General features: G+C 44.0%; 10 protein-coding genes. 7 read left to right on the forward strand and 3 right to left on the reverse strand.

The window, feature by feature from the left end; translation table 11 throughout:
• Nucleotides 1-64 precede the first annotated feature (64 nt).
• Together lgt and I6E24_RS04170 are read right to left on the reverse strand one after the other, a co-directional pair.
• A complete protein-coding gene (gene lgt / locus I6E24_RS04165; RefSeq protein WP_204402740.1) occupies nucleotides 65-889 on the reverse strand; it encodes a prolipoprotein diacylglyceryl transferase in 825 nt (274 codons plus the stop codon).
• 106 nt (nucleotides 890-995) lie between these two features.
• Complete coding sequence (locus I6E24_RS04170) at nucleotides 996-1,895, reverse strand: diaminopimelate dehydrogenase (protein WP_204402624.1); 900 nt, start codon at nucleotides 1,893-1,895, stop codon at nucleotides 996-998.
• Nucleotides 1,896-2,099: 204 nt separating this feature from the next.
• Between I6E24_RS04170 and ruvA the strand changes: the two genes are divergently transcribed.
• Nucleotides 2,100-2,699, forward strand: a complete 600-nt coding sequence (gene ruvA, locus I6E24_RS04175) for a Holliday junction branch migration protein RuvA (RefSeq protein WP_204394386.1) — start codon at nucleotides 2,100-2,102, stop codon at nucleotides 2,697-2,699.
• 7 nt (nucleotides 2,700-2,706) lie between these two features.
• Here the strand turns inward: ruvA and glmS are convergent, their stop codons facing one another.
• Entirely contained in the window at nucleotides 2,707-4,551 is a 1,845-nt protein-coding gene (glmS, locus tag I6E24_RS04180) for a glutamine--fructose-6-phosphate transaminase (isomerizing) (protein ID WP_235326529.1), read from the reverse strand.
• A 310-nt stretch (nucleotides 4,552-4,861) separates the two neighbouring features.
• Between glmS and gltB the strand changes: the two genes are divergently transcribed.
• From gltB to I6E24_RS04210, 6 genes are all read left to right on the forward strand, one after another.
• Complete coding sequence (gene gltB / locus I6E24_RS04185) at nucleotides 4,862-9,376, forward strand: glutamate synthase large subunit (protein WP_235326500.1); 4,515 nt, start codon at nucleotides 4,862-4,864, stop codon at nucleotides 9,374-9,376.
• A gap of 43 nt (nucleotides 9,377-9,419) precedes the next feature.
• Complete coding sequence (locus I6E24_RS04190) at nucleotides 9,420-10,757, forward strand: glutamate synthase subunit beta (RefSeq protein ID WP_235326502.1); 1,338 nt, start codon at nucleotides 9,420-9,422, stop codon at nucleotides 10,755-10,757.
• A gap of 20 nt (nucleotides 10,758-10,777) precedes the next feature.
• Nucleotides 10,778-12,466 (forward strand): asparagine synthase B, encoded by a 1,689-nt coding sequence (gene asnB, locus I6E24_RS04195; RefSeq protein ID WP_204402619.1) that lies wholly within the window; start codon nucleotides 10,778-10,780, stop codon nucleotides 12,464-12,466.
• A gap of 72 nt (nucleotides 12,467-12,538) precedes the next feature.
• Nucleotides 12,539-13,342 (forward strand): diaminopimelate epimerase, encoded by an 804-nt coding sequence (gene dapF, locus I6E24_RS04200; protein WP_235326504.1) that lies wholly within the window; start codon nucleotides 12,539-12,541, stop codon nucleotides 13,340-13,342.
• Between the two features lie 21 nt (nucleotides 13,343-13,363).
• Entirely contained in the window at nucleotides 13,364-14,593 is a 1,230-nt protein-coding gene (locus tag I6E24_RS04205; RefSeq protein ID WP_235326506.1) for an LL-diaminopimelate aminotransferase, read from the forward strand.
• 515 nt (nucleotides 14,594-15,108) lie between these two features.
• Nucleotides 15,109-18,159 carry a SusC/RagA family TonB-linked outer membrane protein gene (locus I6E24_RS04210; RefSeq protein ID WP_394800357.1) on the forward strand — a complete coding sequence of 1,017 codons (3,051 nt, stop codon included), beginning with the start codon at nucleotides 15,109-15,111 and terminating at the stop codon, nucleotides 18,157-18,159.
• The last annotated feature ends 42 nt before the right edge of the window (nucleotides 18,160-18,201 follow it).

Consider the following 18,201-nt stretch of genomic DNA (forward strand, 5'->3'; position numbering starts at 1 on the left):
CAAAAATAGGAACCAATCCCCTTTATAAAGAAATAGGTTCCTGTTTTTTTTGTGTTCAAATTATTCAGAATGCTTCTTTACGCTTTCCGCTTGTAATAATCAGATATATACCGAGTAGAATGAGCGGTACACTGAGCCACTGACCGATATTTAGTGTCATGCCTACTTCTTCTGCCACTTGCGGATTCTTGATGAATTCAAGTCCGAGACGTGCTCCGAAGAATATCAGAAGCGAAACTCCTGTTATGAGTCCGATTCGTTTCTGAAGACCGAACTTGTGATATGCCAGCCATGAGAATATAAAGGCTACCGCACAATACAGCATTTCGTATATCTGTGTAGGATGGCATGCTTGTGCCACTCCGTTCTGGTTGTAGAGCTCTTGCCATTCGCGTGAACGTACAAATTCAAATCCCCATGGAAGGTCGGTTGGATAGCCGAATATTTCGGAGTTCATCAGATTGCCGAAACGGATACATGCACAGACCACTGCTACTGCTGGTATCAGGCGGTCGAACAACCACCATACGCTTTTGTGAGTGACTTTCTTTGAATACCATATAAGGGCAAGTATCAATGCGAATACTCCTCCATGACTTGCCAGACCGCCTTTCCATATTTTGAATATCTCGGCTGGATGGGCTCCATAGTAATCCCATTCGTAGAAAAGACAGTGACCTAATCGCGCTCCTATTACGGCACTTACTATACAATAGACAAACAGCTTGTCAGCCCAGTCGTCAGGATGACCTTCTTTCTTGAACAGGCGTGAGCCCATTTCGTATGCCAGGATAAATCCCAAGCCCCACATTAGTCCGTACCATCTCAGTTCTATGGAACCAAGACGTAGAAGTATGGGATCGACGTCCCAAACGATGCTTCCTAAAATCATGTTTCTGAGTTTTTTGATTTATATGTGCAAAGGAAATAAAAAAATCTCTCTCCCAAAACGAATAGGGAAAGAGATTTTATGGAAAGATTGATAAATAGTCTGATTATACCAGATGAGCGATAAGTTCTTCGCGGTCGCCTTCAAGAAGGTCGATTACCGGAACTTCAATCATTGTGTAGCATCCTGGCTGCTGGCGCATAGAAGCACGTGCTACGCAAACCAAAACCTGAGCTGTAAGAGCTGGGTTGTTGATTTTCATGTCGAATTCGAACAGCTGGTTGTGTGTCTTACCGGAAACACCTTTGCGTACAAGGTTTACACCGTGACCAACATCGTTAAGCGCGTCAACGCATGGAACCTGTATTACGTGTGTCTCGTCGTTTACGAAATATGCGTCCGACTTGATGGCTGCTTCTACTGTCTTGAAATCCGCACCTTCCTCAAGTTCTACATATACCATACGGCGGTGGATACCTGTACCTACAGGGATAGTCATTGACAGCGCGTCTTTAACACCTGCGATGGCGCGTACAGCTACAGAGTGTCCCATGCTGCGGCCCGGACCGAAGTTAGTGTATGTGATACCTTTTGGAGCGATAGCTTCAAGAAGTGTACGTACTACAGAGTCGCTTCCCGGGTCCCATCCTGCAGCGATGATTGAAACTGCGTTGTGTGCTTTTGCTGTTTCGCCCAATGTGCGGCGCAAAGATGTGATCTGTGTGTGTATGTCGAAACTGTCAACTGTATTGATACCCAATGCAAGGATTTCCTTTGCGTACTGCTCTACGCTGCGTGTAGGAGTTGCAAGAATTGCTACGTCAACGTCTTCAAGTTCTTTGATGTCTTTTACAACTTTATATGGTGCAAGTTCTGCTGGTTTGTTGGCATCACCGTTACGGCGAACTACACCTGCAATCTCAAAATCAGAAGCAGCTTCAAGTGCTTCGATTGTAAACTTTCCAATGTTTCCGTAACCTACTACGGCAGCTCTAATCTTTTTCATAATTTTATTGGTGTTTAATTGTTTATTCTTTTCTGTTTTGTTACAAGAAATATATCCTGTATTTTTGACGCTGCAAAAATAAAAAATTAGAATTGTTCTAAAGAGAAAAAGGAGGACGTTTTTTGAAATATTTCGAGAGTAACTTACAATTTATAACTTTGTTATGCTTATTTTTGCCGTTAAATTATAATTTATAATCAAAATATGATTGAATATATAAAAGGAAAACTTGATGATGTTACACCTACCATGGCGGTAGTGGACTGTAACGGAGTGGGATACGGTGTGAATATTTCGCTGAATACATTTTCTGCCATACAGGGAAAGGGAGATGTAAAACTTTATATATACGAAGCTATAAGGGAAGATGCTTATGTGCTTTACGGTTTTGCAACCAAACAGGAAAGGGAACTTTTCCTTATGCTGATAACTGTGTCGGGAATTGGCGGTAATACGGCAAGAATGATTTTATCGGCTTTAAGTCCTTCCGAGTTATGCAATGTGATAAGCTCTGGAAATGAAAAGCTGCTGAAGATGGTAAAGGGTATCGGTCTGAAGACTGCACAGCGTATAATAGTGGAACTGAAGGACAAGATACAAAATATAGGTGTAGAAAGCACCGGAAATGTTTCTACACCTATATCTGCTGCCAATAATGAAATATATGAAGAGGCAGTTGCTGCTTTGACTATGTTGGGATTTGCACAGGCACCGTCGCAGAAGGTTGTCGGACAGATTCTTCATGAAGAACCGGATGCTCCTGTACAGAAAGTCATCAAGATTGCCCTTACAAGACTAAGGTGACGGTGGATTATTCCACAGTCACTGATTTTGCAAGATTTCGTGGACGGTCGACATCCAGTCCTCTGCATACTGCTATATGGTATGCCATGAGTTGTAGCGGAATGGATGTTACCAGAGCGTCCAGACACTCAGGTACCGCAGGCACAGGGATACTGAAATCGGCAAGCGAGCTGATTACCGTGTCGCCTTCTGTAACAATGGCAACTACTCTTCCGCCACGTGCCTTTATTTCCTGAATGTTGCTCAGAACCTTGTCGTAGAGAGGTGAGTTGGTCGCGATGACCACTACCGGCATTTCTGCATCAATCAGCGCAATAGGTCCATGCTTCATTTCTGCTGCCGGATATCCTTCGGCATGGATATATGAGATTTCCTTAAGCTTCAGTGCGCCTTCCAGTGCTATCGGGAACGAATAACCGCGTCCTAAATAAATGAAATTGCGTGCGTATGTAAACATTCTTGACAGACTGGCTATATAGTCATTCTGTTTTAGTACCTGACGCATCTTATCCGGTATATCATTTAGTGAAGATACTATTTCTTTGTATTCATCCGGTGAAATAGTTCCCATTTCCTGTGCCAGAGACAGTGCAAACATCAGAAGTACGGTAACCTGACCGGTGAAAGCTTTTGTCGATGCCACACCGATTTCTGGCCCTACGTGTATATAAGAACCGGAGTCGGTTGCACGTGCAATGGATGAACCAACCACGTTGCATATTCCATAAACAAATGCTCCGCTGTTATGGGCAAGTTCAATTGCGGCAAGTGTGTCTGCTGTTTCGCCGCTTTGCGAAATAGCCATTACTACGTCGTCCGGCAAAATGACAGGATTACGGTAACGGAATTCCGAAGCGTATTCCACTTCTACTGGTATGCGGCACATTGTTTCAATGAGTTGTTTTCCTATCAGTCCTGCATGCCATGATGTTCCGCATGCCACGATTATGAAGCGTCGTGCTTTTATGAACTTTTCCCTATGTTCTTTTACGGCCGAAAGCAATATTGACATTGTTTCCGGGTTAAGACGGCCACGCATACAGTCGGCTATACATTCAGGCTGGTCGAATATTTCCTTTATCATGAAATGAGGATAGCCGCCTTTTTGCAGCTGTCCGATGTTCAATGCGATAGTCTGTGCCTCATGCGAACATTCCACATTGTCAAGGTCGACAATTTTGACAGGTTCGCCATTTTTGAGAACAGCAATTTCGCCATCAGACAGATATATCACCTTATTAGTATATTCCACTATAGGGGTGGCATCCGATGCAAGGAAGTATTCATCTTCGCCAATACCAACCACCAAAGGACTGCTCTTTCTGGCTGCAATGATTGTTTCAGGGTGATTCCTGTCTATTACGGCTATGGCGTATGCTCCTATTACCTCTTTTAGTGCCAACTGAACAGATGTCAGAAGGTCCAGATTTCCTTCTGTCTGGATATAATCGATAAGCTGTACCAATACTTCCGTGTCAGTACTGCTTTTGAAAACATATCCTTTATCTATAAGCTTCTGTTTGAGGAGGGCATAATTTTCGATAATGCCGTTGTGTACTAAAGCCAGACGACCGCTCATTGAAGTATGAGGGTGAGAATTTACCGTACTTGGTTCTCCATGAGTAGCCCAACGTGTATGTGCAATACCGGTTGAAGCTGACGTGTCTTTTCCTGCTACGCTCTGTTCCAGATCTGCTACTTTTCCCACTGATTTATAAACTTTCAGGTCTCCAGGAGTATTTATGAGTGCCACTCCGGCACTGTCGTATCCCCTATACTCCAATTTTCGGAGACCTTCTACAAGCACAGGCCATGCCTGACGCTTGCCAATGTATCCTACGATTCCACACATATTTATATACTTGTTTCCATTCATTACAAAAATAAGTATTTCCTGCTAAAAGAATATGTTTTATAATATATATAATTTGTTTTGTTTATACCCTTACTTATAAATTGAAATGTAAATTTTGTATTTACGTTATAATCTGATATTAATTATGCTTAAATTATAACTGTTTTGTAACCGATTTGAGACGCCTATTATCTTTTTTTAAAGAAACTGAGGCTGAAAGTAATCACAAAAAACATAAATATATATTTTTGCGGTACAAAATAATACATACAAACGAGATTTTAGTACATAAAGAAACCAAAACACAATGAAAGAGAATCATTTTATCAGAGAAAACGCTCCTCAGGGATTGTATAGTCCGGCAAATGAGCATGACGCTTGTGGTGTAGGAATGATAGTCAACCTACACGGCGCAAAGTCGCATGAACTGATAGACTCTGCCTTGAAGGTGTTGGAGAACATGAAGCACCGTGGAGCAGAAGGAGCCGACAGCAAGACGGGTGATGGTGCAGGTATCATGATTCAGATACCGCATGAATTTATTCTTCTACAGGGTATTCCGGTTCCGGAAAAAGGTAAATATGGCACGGGTCTTGTGTTTATGCCTAAGGACAAAGATGTCCAGCAAGACATAATGAGTGTGATGATAGAGGAAATTGAAAGGGAAGGCATGACACTGATGCATGTTCGTACAGTCCCTGTAAATTCAGATATTTTAGGTAAGGACGCGCAAGCTACAGAACCTGACGTGAAGCAGATTTTCGTAACAGCCGGAGCAGATGAACCGGAATTGGAGAAGAAGCTGTATATCATCAGGAAAAAGATAGAGAATAGAATACAACACAAAGACTTCTATATAGTGTCACTTTCCAGTAAGAATATGGTGTATAAGGGTATGCTTACTTCTACACAACTTCGTGAATATTATGCAGACCTTACACAGCCATACTTTACCAGTGCGCTGGCTTTGGTACATTCACGCTTCAGTACGAATACGTTTCCTACATGGAGTCTGGCACAGCCTTTCCGTATGATGGCTCATAACGGTGAGATTAACACAATACGTGGTAATCGTGCTTGGATGGAAGCCAGAGAAAGTGTTCTTTCGTCTGAAAAATTGGGTGATATATCAAAGATACGTCCGATAATTCAGCCTGGAATGAGCGACAGTGCTTCAATGGACAATGTCCTTGAATTTTTCGTTATGTCCGGACTTAGTCTGCCTCATGCGCTGGCGATGATGGTGCCTGAGTCTATAAATGAGAAGAACCCTATCAGCCAGAAGCTTAAAGACTTCTATGAATATCATTCCATACTTATGGAACCGTGGGACGGTCCTGCCGCACTGCTTTTCAGCGATGGAAGATATGCCGGAGGAATGCTTGACAGAAACGGATTGCGTCCTGCCAGATGGCTGGTTACGAAGAACGGAACAATGGTAGTTGCCAGCGAGACAGGTACTATTGGTTTCAATCCTGATGAAATAGAGGCTAAAGGAAGATTGCAGCCTGGAAAGATATTATTGATAGATACACAGGAAGGTAAAATATATTACGATAAAGAAGTAAAAGAAGATTTGGCATCGGCTTTGCCTTATACAGAATGGTTGGCAGCCAACAGAATAGAACTTGATACTTTGCGTAGTGGACGTAAGGTGGAAAACTCTGTGAAAGATGCAGGAAGAAAACTCCGTATCTTCGGATATACCCGCGAAGACATTGAGCGTACTCTTACTCCGATGTGTGCGGCCGGAGCAGAACCTACAGCATCTATGGGTAATGACACTCCTTTGGCGGTATTGAGTGAAAAGCCTCAGTCGGTGTTCAATTATTTCCGTCAGCAGTTCGCACAGGTAACCAATCCGGCTATCGACCCTATTCGCGAAGAGTTGGTTATGTCGCTCACAGAATATATCGGTGCCGTTGGAAATAACATTCTCAGTCCTAGTGCGGGACACTGCAAGATGGTGCGTCTGCCGCATCCTGTTCTTACAAATACACAGCTTGATATTCTTTGCAATATCAGATACAAGGGGTTCAGCACTGTCAAGCTGAAAATGGTATTCAAGGCTTCGGATGGTGAGGACGGACTTCGCCGGGCGATAGAAAGTCTGTGCAAGAGTGCGGAAGAAGCAGTTGATGCCGGTGCAAACTATATTGTGCTTTCGGACAGGGATGTAGATGCCGAATATGCTCCTGTGCCGTCGCTTGTAGCTGTAAGCGCGGTTCATCATCATTTGATTTCGGTACAGAAACGTGTACAGACAGCGTTGATAGTGGAAAGTGGCGAAGCGCGCGAGGTGATGCATGCAGCATTGCTCCTGGGATATGGAGCGAGTGCCATCTGTCCGTATATGGCCTTTGCAGTGATAGACGGACTGGTGAAGAAAGGTGACGTGCAGCTTGATTACGCTACTGCCGAGAAGAATTATATAAAGGCTCTCTGCAAAGGATTATATAAGGTGATGAGTAAGATGGGTATCAGTACTATACGTTCATACCGTGGAGCTAAGCTGTTTGAGGCTGTAGGTTTGAATTCCGAGGTTATGAGAAGATATTTCGGTACTGACGTGTCTACAATAGGTGGAGCAAGTATCGGCGATATAGCTCATGACTACCTCAGATTCCATCGTTCGGGTGTCGCTATATCTGAAGATGAGGCAGGAGGATTGCTTGATCATATCGGTCTGTTCTCATTCAGAAAAGACGGTGAGCAGCACGCATGGAATCCTGATACAATAAGTCTGTTGCAGCTTGCTACACGCACGGGCAGTTATAAAAAGTTCAAGGAATTTACTGCCAAGTCCGATAAAAAGGAAAATCCTATTTTTCTTCGCGACTTTTTCGGTTTCCGCAGAAATCCTATCAGCATAGATCAGGTAGAGCCTGTAGAAGAAATTGTTAAACATTTTGTTACCGGTGCGATGTCGTTCGGTGCAATCAGCAAGGAAGCTCATGAGGCTCTTGCATTGGCAATGAACAGTCTTGGAACGAGAAGTAATACTGGTGAAGGTGGTGAGGACAGCAGCCGATTCTCTGATATCTATCATGCTGAAGACGGGGATATCAGTCTGTGCAGCAAGACCAAGCAGATTGCTTCGGGACGTTTCGGTGTGACAACTGAATATCTGGTGAATGCCGAGGAAATTCAGATTAAGGTGGCACAGGGAGCTAAGCCTGGTGAAGGTGGACAGCTGCCAGGATTCAAGGTAGATGAAGTGATTGCGCGTACACGTCATTCAATTCCGGGTATATCTCTTATCTCGCCTCCACCTCATCACGATATATATTCTATAGAAGACCTTGCACAGTTGATTTACGACCTTAAGAACGTCAATCCGCGTGCGGCAATAAGCGTTAAGCTGGTGGCTGAAAGTGGTGTTGGTACCATCGCTGCCGGTGTGGCAAAGGCTAAGGCCGATTTGATTGTGATTTCGGGAGCTGAAGGTGGTACAGGTGCTTCTCCTGCTTCATCTATGAGATATGCGGGTATTTCGCCGGAAATTGGTCTTAGTGAGACTCAGCAGACTCTGGTTCTTAACGGACTGAGAGGACAGGTACGTTTGCAGACCGACGGACAGCTGAAAACCGGACGCGACATTATCAGCATGGCGCTGCTGGGAGCAGAGGAATTTGCTTTTGGTACTGCGGTTCTGATAGTATTGGGATGTGTGATGATGAGAAAATGTCATACCAACCTGTGCCCTGTGGGTGTGGCTACTCAGGATGAAAAGTTGCGTGAACATTTCCGCGGACACTATAAATATGTTGTCAACTATTGCCGCTTCCTGGCCGAGGAAGTAAGAGAATATCTGGCTGAAATGGGATTCACCAGACTGGAGGATATAGTGGGACGTACAGACCTTATCGAAATTGAAGCTTCTGACAAGAAAGGAAAGATGGCAGGACTGGATTTCAGCAGAATCCTGTATATGGTGGACGGCAGTGCGGATATACATCACACTGCAGACAAGCCTCTGGATCTGCTTGGCATAAAGGACAGAGCCATGATAGCCGCAGCAAAAGACGCGTTGGAAGGTGGCAAGCCTGTGGAATTGGAATATACTATTTCGAATACAGACCGCTCGGCAGGCGCAATGCTTTCGGGCGAAGTGGCAAGAAGATACGGTCATGCCGGATTGCCGGACGGCACTATCAACGTGAAGTTCAAAGGTTCGGCAGGACAGAGCTTCGGAGCGTTCCTTACTTCTGGTGTGACTTTCCGTCTGGAAGGTGAGGCCAACGACTATGTGGGAAAAGGTCTGAGCGGCGGACGTATCTGCCTGTTGCCTCCGTCAGGTTCGCTGTTCGATGCTTCGAAGAATACTATTGCGGGTAATACCCTGATGTATGGTGCCACTAAAGGTGAGGTTTATATCAACGGACGTGTGGGCGAGAGATTTGCGGTGAGAAACTCGGGTGCTATAGCCGTAGTGGAAGGAGTTGGCGACCACTGCTGTGAATATATGACAGGTGGACGTGTGGTTGTACTTGGCGATACAGGAAGAAACTTTGCTGCCGGTATGAGTGGTGGTATAGCGTATGTGTGGGATCCTGAGCATAATTTCGACTATTTCTGCAATATGGAGATGGTGGAACTTAATCTTCTTGATGACTCTGCATCACGCAAGGAGTTGAAGGAGCTTATCGAACGTCACTGGAGATTTACCGGTTCGAAACTGGCCCGCACTCTGCTTGACGAATGGCCGAGTCATATAGATGAATTCATTCAGGTGACACCGATAGAATACAAACGCGTTCTGGCTGAGGAACAGATGAAGAAACTGCAGCAGAAGATTGCGGAGGTACAGAGAGACTATTAATCCTCAGCTCTTAATTTTTAATTATTAATTATTAATTGCCATCATGGGAAATCCAAAAGCATTTCTAAATATACCTCGACAAGAGGCCGGCTACCGTCCAGTTCACGAACGAGTTGCCGATTATAGTGAAGTGGAACAGACACTCAACACTAGCGAACGTAAATTGCAGGCCAGCCGTTGCATGGACTGTGGAGTACCATTCTGCCATTGGGCATGCCCACTGGGCAATCGTCCTCCTGAGTTTCAGGATGCACTGTGCAAGGGCGACTGGCGCAAGGCATACGAGATATTGAGCGCTACAAACGACTTTCCTGAATTTACAGGCCGTATTTGTCCTGCTCTGTGTGAGAAATCGTGTGTACTGAAGCTCAGTATCGATTCACCTGTAACTATCCGCGAGGACGAGGCTGCCGTTATTGAGGCGGCATTCCGCGAAGGATATATCGCGCCGAAGAAATATGAAAGAAACGGAAAAAAAGTGGCTGTAATTGGTTCGGGACCTGCCGGACTGGCGGCTGCAAACCAATTGAACAAACGTGGATATGAAGTTACGGTGTTCGAACGTGACGAAATGGCGGGCGGTCTGCTCCGATATGGAATACCGAACTTTAAGCTTGGAAAGAACATCATAGACCGCCGTATCCGGATAATGGAGGCGGAAGGTATCGTCTTCAAGACAAATTCAGAGATTGACCTTACAAAATTGCCTGAAGGTTTCGATGCATACGCCGTATGTACAGGAACTCCACAGGCCAGAGATCTGGCAATACCCGGACGCGAACTCTCCGGTATTCATTTTGCCATGGAGATGCTGGCTCAGCAGAACAGAGTGCTTGCCGGACAGGAAATTGCGGAGAAGGAGAGAATCTCTGCCCGCGGAAAGCATGTACTGGTTATCGGTGGTGGTGATACTGGTAGCGACTGTATCGGTACTTCACACCGTCAGGGGGCTCTAAGTGTGACTCAGATTGAAATCATGCCTAAACCTCCTGTAGGACATAATCCTGCTACTCCTTGGCCACAGTGGCCCGTTGTGCTGAAAACAAGTTCAAGCCACGAGGAAGGCTGTACACGCCGCTGGTGTCTGAACTCGAATAAGTTTGTAGGCAAAAACGGAAAGGTGACAGCTGTGGAAGTGGAAGAAGTGGAATGGATTCCGGCAGCAGATGGCGGACGTCCTACAATGAAACCTACCGGCAAGAAAGATACTATCAAAGCAGATTTGGTTCTGTTGGCAATGGGATTCTTGAAACCACAGATGCCGGAACTTCCTAAGAATGCGGTTGTAGCCGGTGATGCCGCTACAGGTCCGTCGCTCGTAGTGAAGTGTATTGCTGCCGGACGAAAGGCGGCTGCAGAGATAGATAAGATGTTTGTCTAACAACTAACAACTTAAGAATTATGTGTGGTATAGCATGTATCTTCAATATAAAACAGCAATCGCCTGAGCTGAGACAGAAAGCTCTCGCTATGGCGAAACGCATACGCCACCGCGGACCGGACTGGAGCGGAATATATTGCGGTGGTTCGGCCATTCTGGCACACGAACGTCTGTCGATAGTCGATCCTCAGAGTGGAGGACAGCCATTGTTCTCGCCGGACAGAAAACAGATTCTGGCTGTGAATGGTGAAATCTACAATCATCGCGACATACGTGCCGATTTTGCCGGAAAGTATGAGTTCCAGACCGGAAGTGACTGCGAGGTTATCCTTGCACTGTATCGCGAGTATGGAGTGGATTTTATAGAGAAACTGAGCGGTATCTTCGCCTTCGCGCTTTATGACGAAGAACGTGATGAGTTTCTTATAGCGCGCGACCCTATAGGCGTGATACCTCTCTATATAGGACGTGATGCAGACGGTAAAGTGTATTGCGCAAGTGAATTGAAAGCTCTGGAAGGAATGTGCGACGAATATGAGCCATTCCTGCCGGGACATTATTACTGGAGCCGTGAAGGCAAGATGCAGAAATGGTATAAACGCGACTGGACAGAATATGAGGCCGTTAAGGACAGATATTGCGAATCTGAAAATTCTTATCAGTCACAGGTGGACGATGTCCGCACTGCCCTTGAGGACGCGGTGAAAAGACAGCTGATGAGTGACGTCCCATACGGTGTATTGCTTTCGGGCGGACTTGACTCGTCTGTTATCTCTGCCGTAGCGAAACAGTTTGCCGACAAACGTGTGGAAACTGACGGAAAACAGGACGCATGGTGGCCACAGCTTCATTCATTTGCTGTAGGACTTAAGGGAGCACCCGACCTGGAGAAGGCCCGTCTTGTGGCAGAACATATCGGAACAGTGCATCACGAAATAAACTATACCATTCAGGAAGGTCTAGACGCTATCCGCGATGTGATTTATTATATCGAGACTTACGATGTCACAACAGTGCGTGCGTCCACTCCAATGTATCTTCTGGCAAGAGTCATCAAGTCGATGGGTATAAAGATGGTGTTGAGCGGCGAAGGTGCCGACGAGGTGTTCGGAGGATATCTGTATTTCCACAAAGCGCCGGATGCGCGTGCGTTCCATGAAGAGACAGTCCGCAAACTTTCAAAACTACACCTTTATGACTGTCTGCGTGCCAACAAGTCACTTTCTGCATGGGGAGTGGAAGGAAGAGTTCCTTTCCTAGACAAAGAGTTCCTTGATGTGGCAATGCGTCTGAATCCGGCTGTCAAGATGTGTCCGGGTAAAGAGATAGAAAAGAAGGTAGTACGCGACGCGTTCTCATCACTTCTCCCTCAGGAAGTAGCATGGCGACAGAAGGAACAGTTCTCCGACGGTGTGGGCTATTCATGGATTGATACTCTGAAGGCAATAACTTCCGAAGCAGTATCAGACGAACAGATGGCACACGCGGCAGAGCGTTTCCCTATCAATCCGCCTCAGAATAAAGAAGAATATTATTATCGCAGCATATTCGAGGAACATTTCCCAAGCGAGTCTGCAGCAAAATCAGTTCCGAGTGTTCCTAGTGTAGCCTGCTCTACAGCCGAAGCTTTGGCATGGGACGCATCATTCAAGGGAATGAACGACCCTAGCGGACGCGCTGTGGCTGGAGTACACGAAGCAGCGTATTGATTTTTAGTTTTTAATTAACTACGTAAACCATTGGTTTTTAATTATTAACTATTAATTATTAATTATCAAAAGATGAACATCAGATTTACAAAAATGCATGGTGCCGGCAATGATTATATCTATGTCAACACCATTCAATATCCGATAGATAATCCGGAAGAAGTGGCTGTGGAGTGGAGCAGATATCACACCGGAATTGGTAGCGACGGACTTGTGCTGATTGGGGCATCGCAGATAGCGGATTTCAGCATGCGCATATTCAATGCGGACGGTTCGGAAGCCATGATGTGCGGTAATGCAAGCCGCTGCATAGGCAAATATCTGTACGAGGAAGGACTGACTGCAAAGACAGAAGTGACGCTGGAAACCCTTTCAGGAATCAAGATTCTGAGACTCCATCTCTCGAAAGATAATCATGTGGATGCCGTAACAGTCGATATGAATGTTCCTGAAGTTAAAGGAAAAGTTCAGTTAGGCGACGGCTATGGCTATAAGGAAGGAATCTCCGTATCAATGGGAAACCCACATCTTGTGATATTTGTTGATAAAATATCTGAGGTAGATATCAACACTGTAGGGCCGGCTCTGGAGAAGCATCCTTTGTTTCCTGATCGCGTGAATGTGGAATTTGCACAAATCCTTTCAAATGGCGATATACGCATGAGAGTATGGGAACGCGGTTCCGGAATTACAATGGCATGCGGCACAGGAGCATGTGCTACGGCTGTGGCTGCGGCATATACCGGCAGGTGTGGCAGAGAATCATCAGTTATAATGGATGGTGGAACACTTAAGATTAAATGGGACGAAACAGACGGACATGTATATATGACCGGACCGGCTGTAAAAGTCTTTGATGGAGAGATAGTTCTCTAACAACTAACAACTACAAAAAAAATGGCACAAATAAACGATAATTTTTTAAAACTGCCAGGCAGTTATCTTTTTTCGGACATAGCACGAAAGGTCAGCAGTTTCAAGGTTGCAAACCCGGATATCGATCTTATCCGACTTGGGATAGGCGATGTCACACGTCCGCTTCCCGAAGCATGTATCAAGGCTATGCACCGTGCCGCTGATGAACTGGCTTCATCGGCAACATTCCACGGATATGGTCCGGAGCAGGGTTATGACTTCCTGATAGAAGCTATAATCAAAAACGATTTCGAACCACTCGGAATAAAACTTTCCAATCATGAAGTGTTCGTCAACGACGGAGCAAAGAGTGATACCGGAAATATAGGCGACATTTTCAGTCGTGAGAATAGTATTGCCGTTACCGACCCTATATATCCTGTCTATATCGACAGTAATGTTATGGCCGGCAGGGCAGGAGTACTGGGCAGTGACGGATGCTGGAGTGACATTACATATATGCCTTGTAACGAGGAAAACAATTTTGTTCCGTCTCTTCCGGGAAAACGTACAGATATCATATATCTGTGCTATCCGAATAATCCTACCGGTACAACACTTACCAGAGACGAGTTAAAGCAATGGGTTGACTATGCCCTTGCAAATGATTCGATAATATTTTTCGATGCGGCATACGAGGCGTTCATTCGCGAGGAGAATGTTCCGCATTCAATATATGAGATAGAAGGAGCCAGACAGTGTGCTATAGAATTCAGAAGCTTTTCTAAGACTGCCGGGTTTACAGGAGTACGTTGCGGATATACCGTAATTCCTGACGAGGTTACAGCCACTGCTGCCGACGGAACGAAAGTCCAGCTCAACAAATTGTGGCTGAGACGTCAGTGTACAAAGTTCAATGGCACCAGCTATATCACACAGCGTGCTGCCGAAGCGATTTATTCGCCTGAGGGCAAGGAACAGGTAAAAGCCAATATAGACTATTATCTGGAAAACGCACGTATAATGCGCGAAGGCCTGAAGAAATCCGGAATGACAGTTTTTGGAGGAATAAATTCTCCGTATTTATGGCTCAAGACTCCTGAAGGAACCGGATCGTGGAAATTCTTTGATACTTTGCTTGAGAAAGCCCATGTAGTAGGAACACCGGGTGTAGGCTTCGGTCCGTCTGGTGAAGGTTTCCTTCGTCTCACAGCATTCGGAAAACGTGAGGACTGTATAGAGGCTATGCAACGTATTGAGAAATATATATAAACATTCCACTTAATGTTCTTCTCTTGATGGGAGAACGTCAATTACAATCTGTTTTGGTTTTATATGTATTTAGTAGGAGGCGGGACTGCAGCGATGTAGTTCCGCTTTTTTCATATACGGATTGCTCCTGTTTCATACTTTTATATATTTTCCTGTTTCATCCTTATTCGTACCGATAAAAAAACGTGGGCAAATTTAAAATAAAACGTGGGCAAGTTTTAACTCGAATGTGGGCAAGTTTTAGTTCGAATGTGGGTACGTTCTCGGATTGAATGTCCCCGTGTCATCTGACGCATTGATTTGCGTTGCAAAAAATGTTTCATCTTGATGCAAAAATGTTGCATGAAACATTTATTATTGCGTATGAAACATTTGTTGCAAGCTTCTTTGTTATACCATTATATATTTGCAACAGAATTTTAAGAACAATTATTAATAATCTAATTAATTTAATGCGTATGGAAAGCATAAAGAGAAAATTTCTTATTGCGCTCTTCTTGTTTATATGCATAGTCATGCATGCGCAAGATTTGGTAGTTCAGGGAACGGTCATTTCTGCCGTTGATAATTTCCCTGTAATTGGAGCAACTGTAGTGGAGAATGGTAATAATACCAATGGTACTATTACTGATTTTGACGGTAAATTTACGTTGAATGTTGCTTCCGGAAGTTCAATCACTGTTTCTTTTGTCGGTTTCAAGACAGTTACTCTTAAAGCTGAAAGCATGATGAGCATTGTGCTTAATGAAGATTCAGAGGTACTTGAAGAAGTTGTGGTAACGGGTTATACCACTCAACGTAAGGCAGACCTTACCGGTGCTGTTTCTGTTGTCAGTATGGACGAAATCTCAAAACAGAACGAAAACAATCCCATGAAAGCTCTTCAGGGAAGAGTTCCTGGTATGAATATTACAGCTGACGGTAACCCAAGTGGTTCAACAACAATCCGTATCCGTGGTATCGGAACTTTGAACAACAATGACCCTTTATACATTATTGATGGTGTGCCTACAAAGGGTGGTATGCATGAGTTGAATGGTAACGATATTGAGTCTATTCAGGTGTTGAAAGATGCCGCTTCTGCTTCAATCTATGGTTCGCGTGCAGCAAACGGTGTTATCATCGTAACAACAAAGAAAGGTAAGGAAGGTCAGATTAAAGTTAATTTCGACGCTTCGGTATCTGCTTCTATGTACACAAACAAGATGGAAGTCCTCAATGCCAGAGAATATGGTCAGGCCATGTGGCAAGCTTATGTAAACGATGGTCAGGATCCGAATACAAATGCTTTGGGATATTCTTATAATTGGGGATACGACCAGAATGGTATTCCTGTATTGCATGGAATCACCATGTCACGTTTCTTGGATTCTGCCAATACTGTTCCTTCTGCTGATACAGATTGGTTTGACGAAATCAGCCGTACCGGTGTAATACAGCAATACAATCTTTCTGTAAGCAATGGTTCTGAGAAAGGCTCGTCTTATTTCTCTTTAGGATACTATAAGAACAATGGTATTATAAAGACTTCTGATTTCGAACGCTTTTCAGCTCGTATGAATTCAGATTATAACTTGATTGAAAACATCCTTACTATAGGAGAGCATTTTACTGTCAACAGAACTTCTGAAGTAGTAGCACCTGGTGGTTTCTTGCAGAATGTGTTGCAGGCCAATCCGTCTTTGCCTGTATATACTACCGAAGGAGAATATGCAGGTCCGGTAGGTGGTTATCCCGACCGTGAAAATCCGGTAGCTCGCCTTGAGAGAAATTCTGATACAAAATATTATTATTGGAGAATGTTTGGTGATGCATACATCAACCTTAATCTATTCAAAGGATTTAATGTTCGTTCTACTTTTGGTATCGATTATTCTCAGAAACAGCAGAGAATATTCACATATCCTATCACTGAAGGTAACGTGGCCAATGACAAGAATGCTGTTGAGGCAAAACAGGAACACTGGATGAGATGGATGTGGAATGCCGTTGCTACTTATAACTTCGAAAAAGGCAAGCACAGAGGTGATGCTATGATTGGTGTTGAGTTGAATAACGAAGACAATACATGGTTCTCTGGTTATAAAGAAGATTTCTCAATTCTGAATCCTGATTTCATGTGGCCTGATGCCGGAGTAGGTACAGCACAGGCTTACGGTTCTGGTGATGGTTATTCATTGGTATCATTCTTTGGTAAATTCAACTATACATACGATGACAAATATCTGGCTTCATTGACAGTGCGTAGGGATGGTTCTTCAAGATTCGGTAAGAATAATCGTTTTGCAACTTTCCCTTCTGTATCTTTGGGATGGCGTATGAGTCAGGAAGAATTCATGAAAGATATTGAATGGCTTGATGACCTTAAAGTGAGAGCATCTTGGGGACAGACTGGTAACCAGGAAATTTCTAATACTGCACGTTATACTCTTTATGTTCCTAACTATGGTGTTACAGAATCTGGAGGACAGAGCTACGGTACTTCTTATGATATTGAAGGTACAAACGGCGGAAAGACTCTTCAGTCAGGATTCAAACGTAATCAGTTGGGTAATGATGATATAAAATGGGAAACTACTACTCAGACTAATATCGGTATTGACTTCTCATTATTCAATCAGCAGGTATATGGATCTTTGGACTGGTTCTATAAGAAAACTACTGATATCCTTGTTCAGATGGCGGGTATCGCTTCTATGGGAGAAGGTACTACTCAGTGGATTAATGCCGGAGAAATGGAAAATAAAGGTTTCGAATTCAATATAGGTCATAGAAAAACATTCGACAACGGATTCAAATATGATTTCAATGCTAATATCTCTACTTATAGAAACAAAATTACTGCTTTGCCTATCACTGTAGCAGCTAACGGTACATTCGGTGGTAACGGTGTAGAAAGTGTCATCGGTCATGCAAATGGTTCGCAAGTGGGTTATGTGGCAGACGGAATATTCAAATCACAGGAAGAAGTTGATAATCATGCAGTACAGGAAGGCGCCGGAGTAGGACGTATCCGCTGGCGTGACTTGGACGGTAACGGTGTAATCAATGAAAAAGACCAGCAGTGGATCTATGATCCGACACCTGCATTCAGCTACGGTTTGAATATGTACTTCGAATATAAGGATTTTGATTTCACAATGTTCTGGCAGGGTGTACAGGGTGTTGATATCATCAGTGACCTGAAGAAGGAAACAGACTTGTGGAGCGGTTTGAATATCGGTTTCCTGAATAAGGGTAAACGTCTTCTTGATGCATGGACTCCATATAATTCTTCATCAGATATTCCTGCATTGACAAGAAGTGACGTTAATAATGAAAAGAGAGTATCAACATACTTCGTTGAAAACGGTTCTTTCCTTAAATTAAGAAATATACAATTAGGTTATAACTTGCCAAAATCAATATCTCAGAAGTTTAAGGTAGACAGATTGAGATTGTACCTTAGTGCACAGAATGTGCTTACTATCACAAGCAAGGAATTTACAGGTGTAGATCCGGAAAACCCTAACTACGGTTACCCTATCCCTATGAACTTGACATTCGGTATCAACGTTGGTTTCTGATTCTGAGGAATAATTTTTATAAAACATAATAATTTACAAACA

Source organism: Bacteroides caecigallinarum, assembly GCF_021530995.1.
GTDB lineage: Bacteria > Bacteroidota > Bacteroidia > Bacteroidales > Bacteroidaceae > Phocaeicola > Phocaeicola faecigallinarum.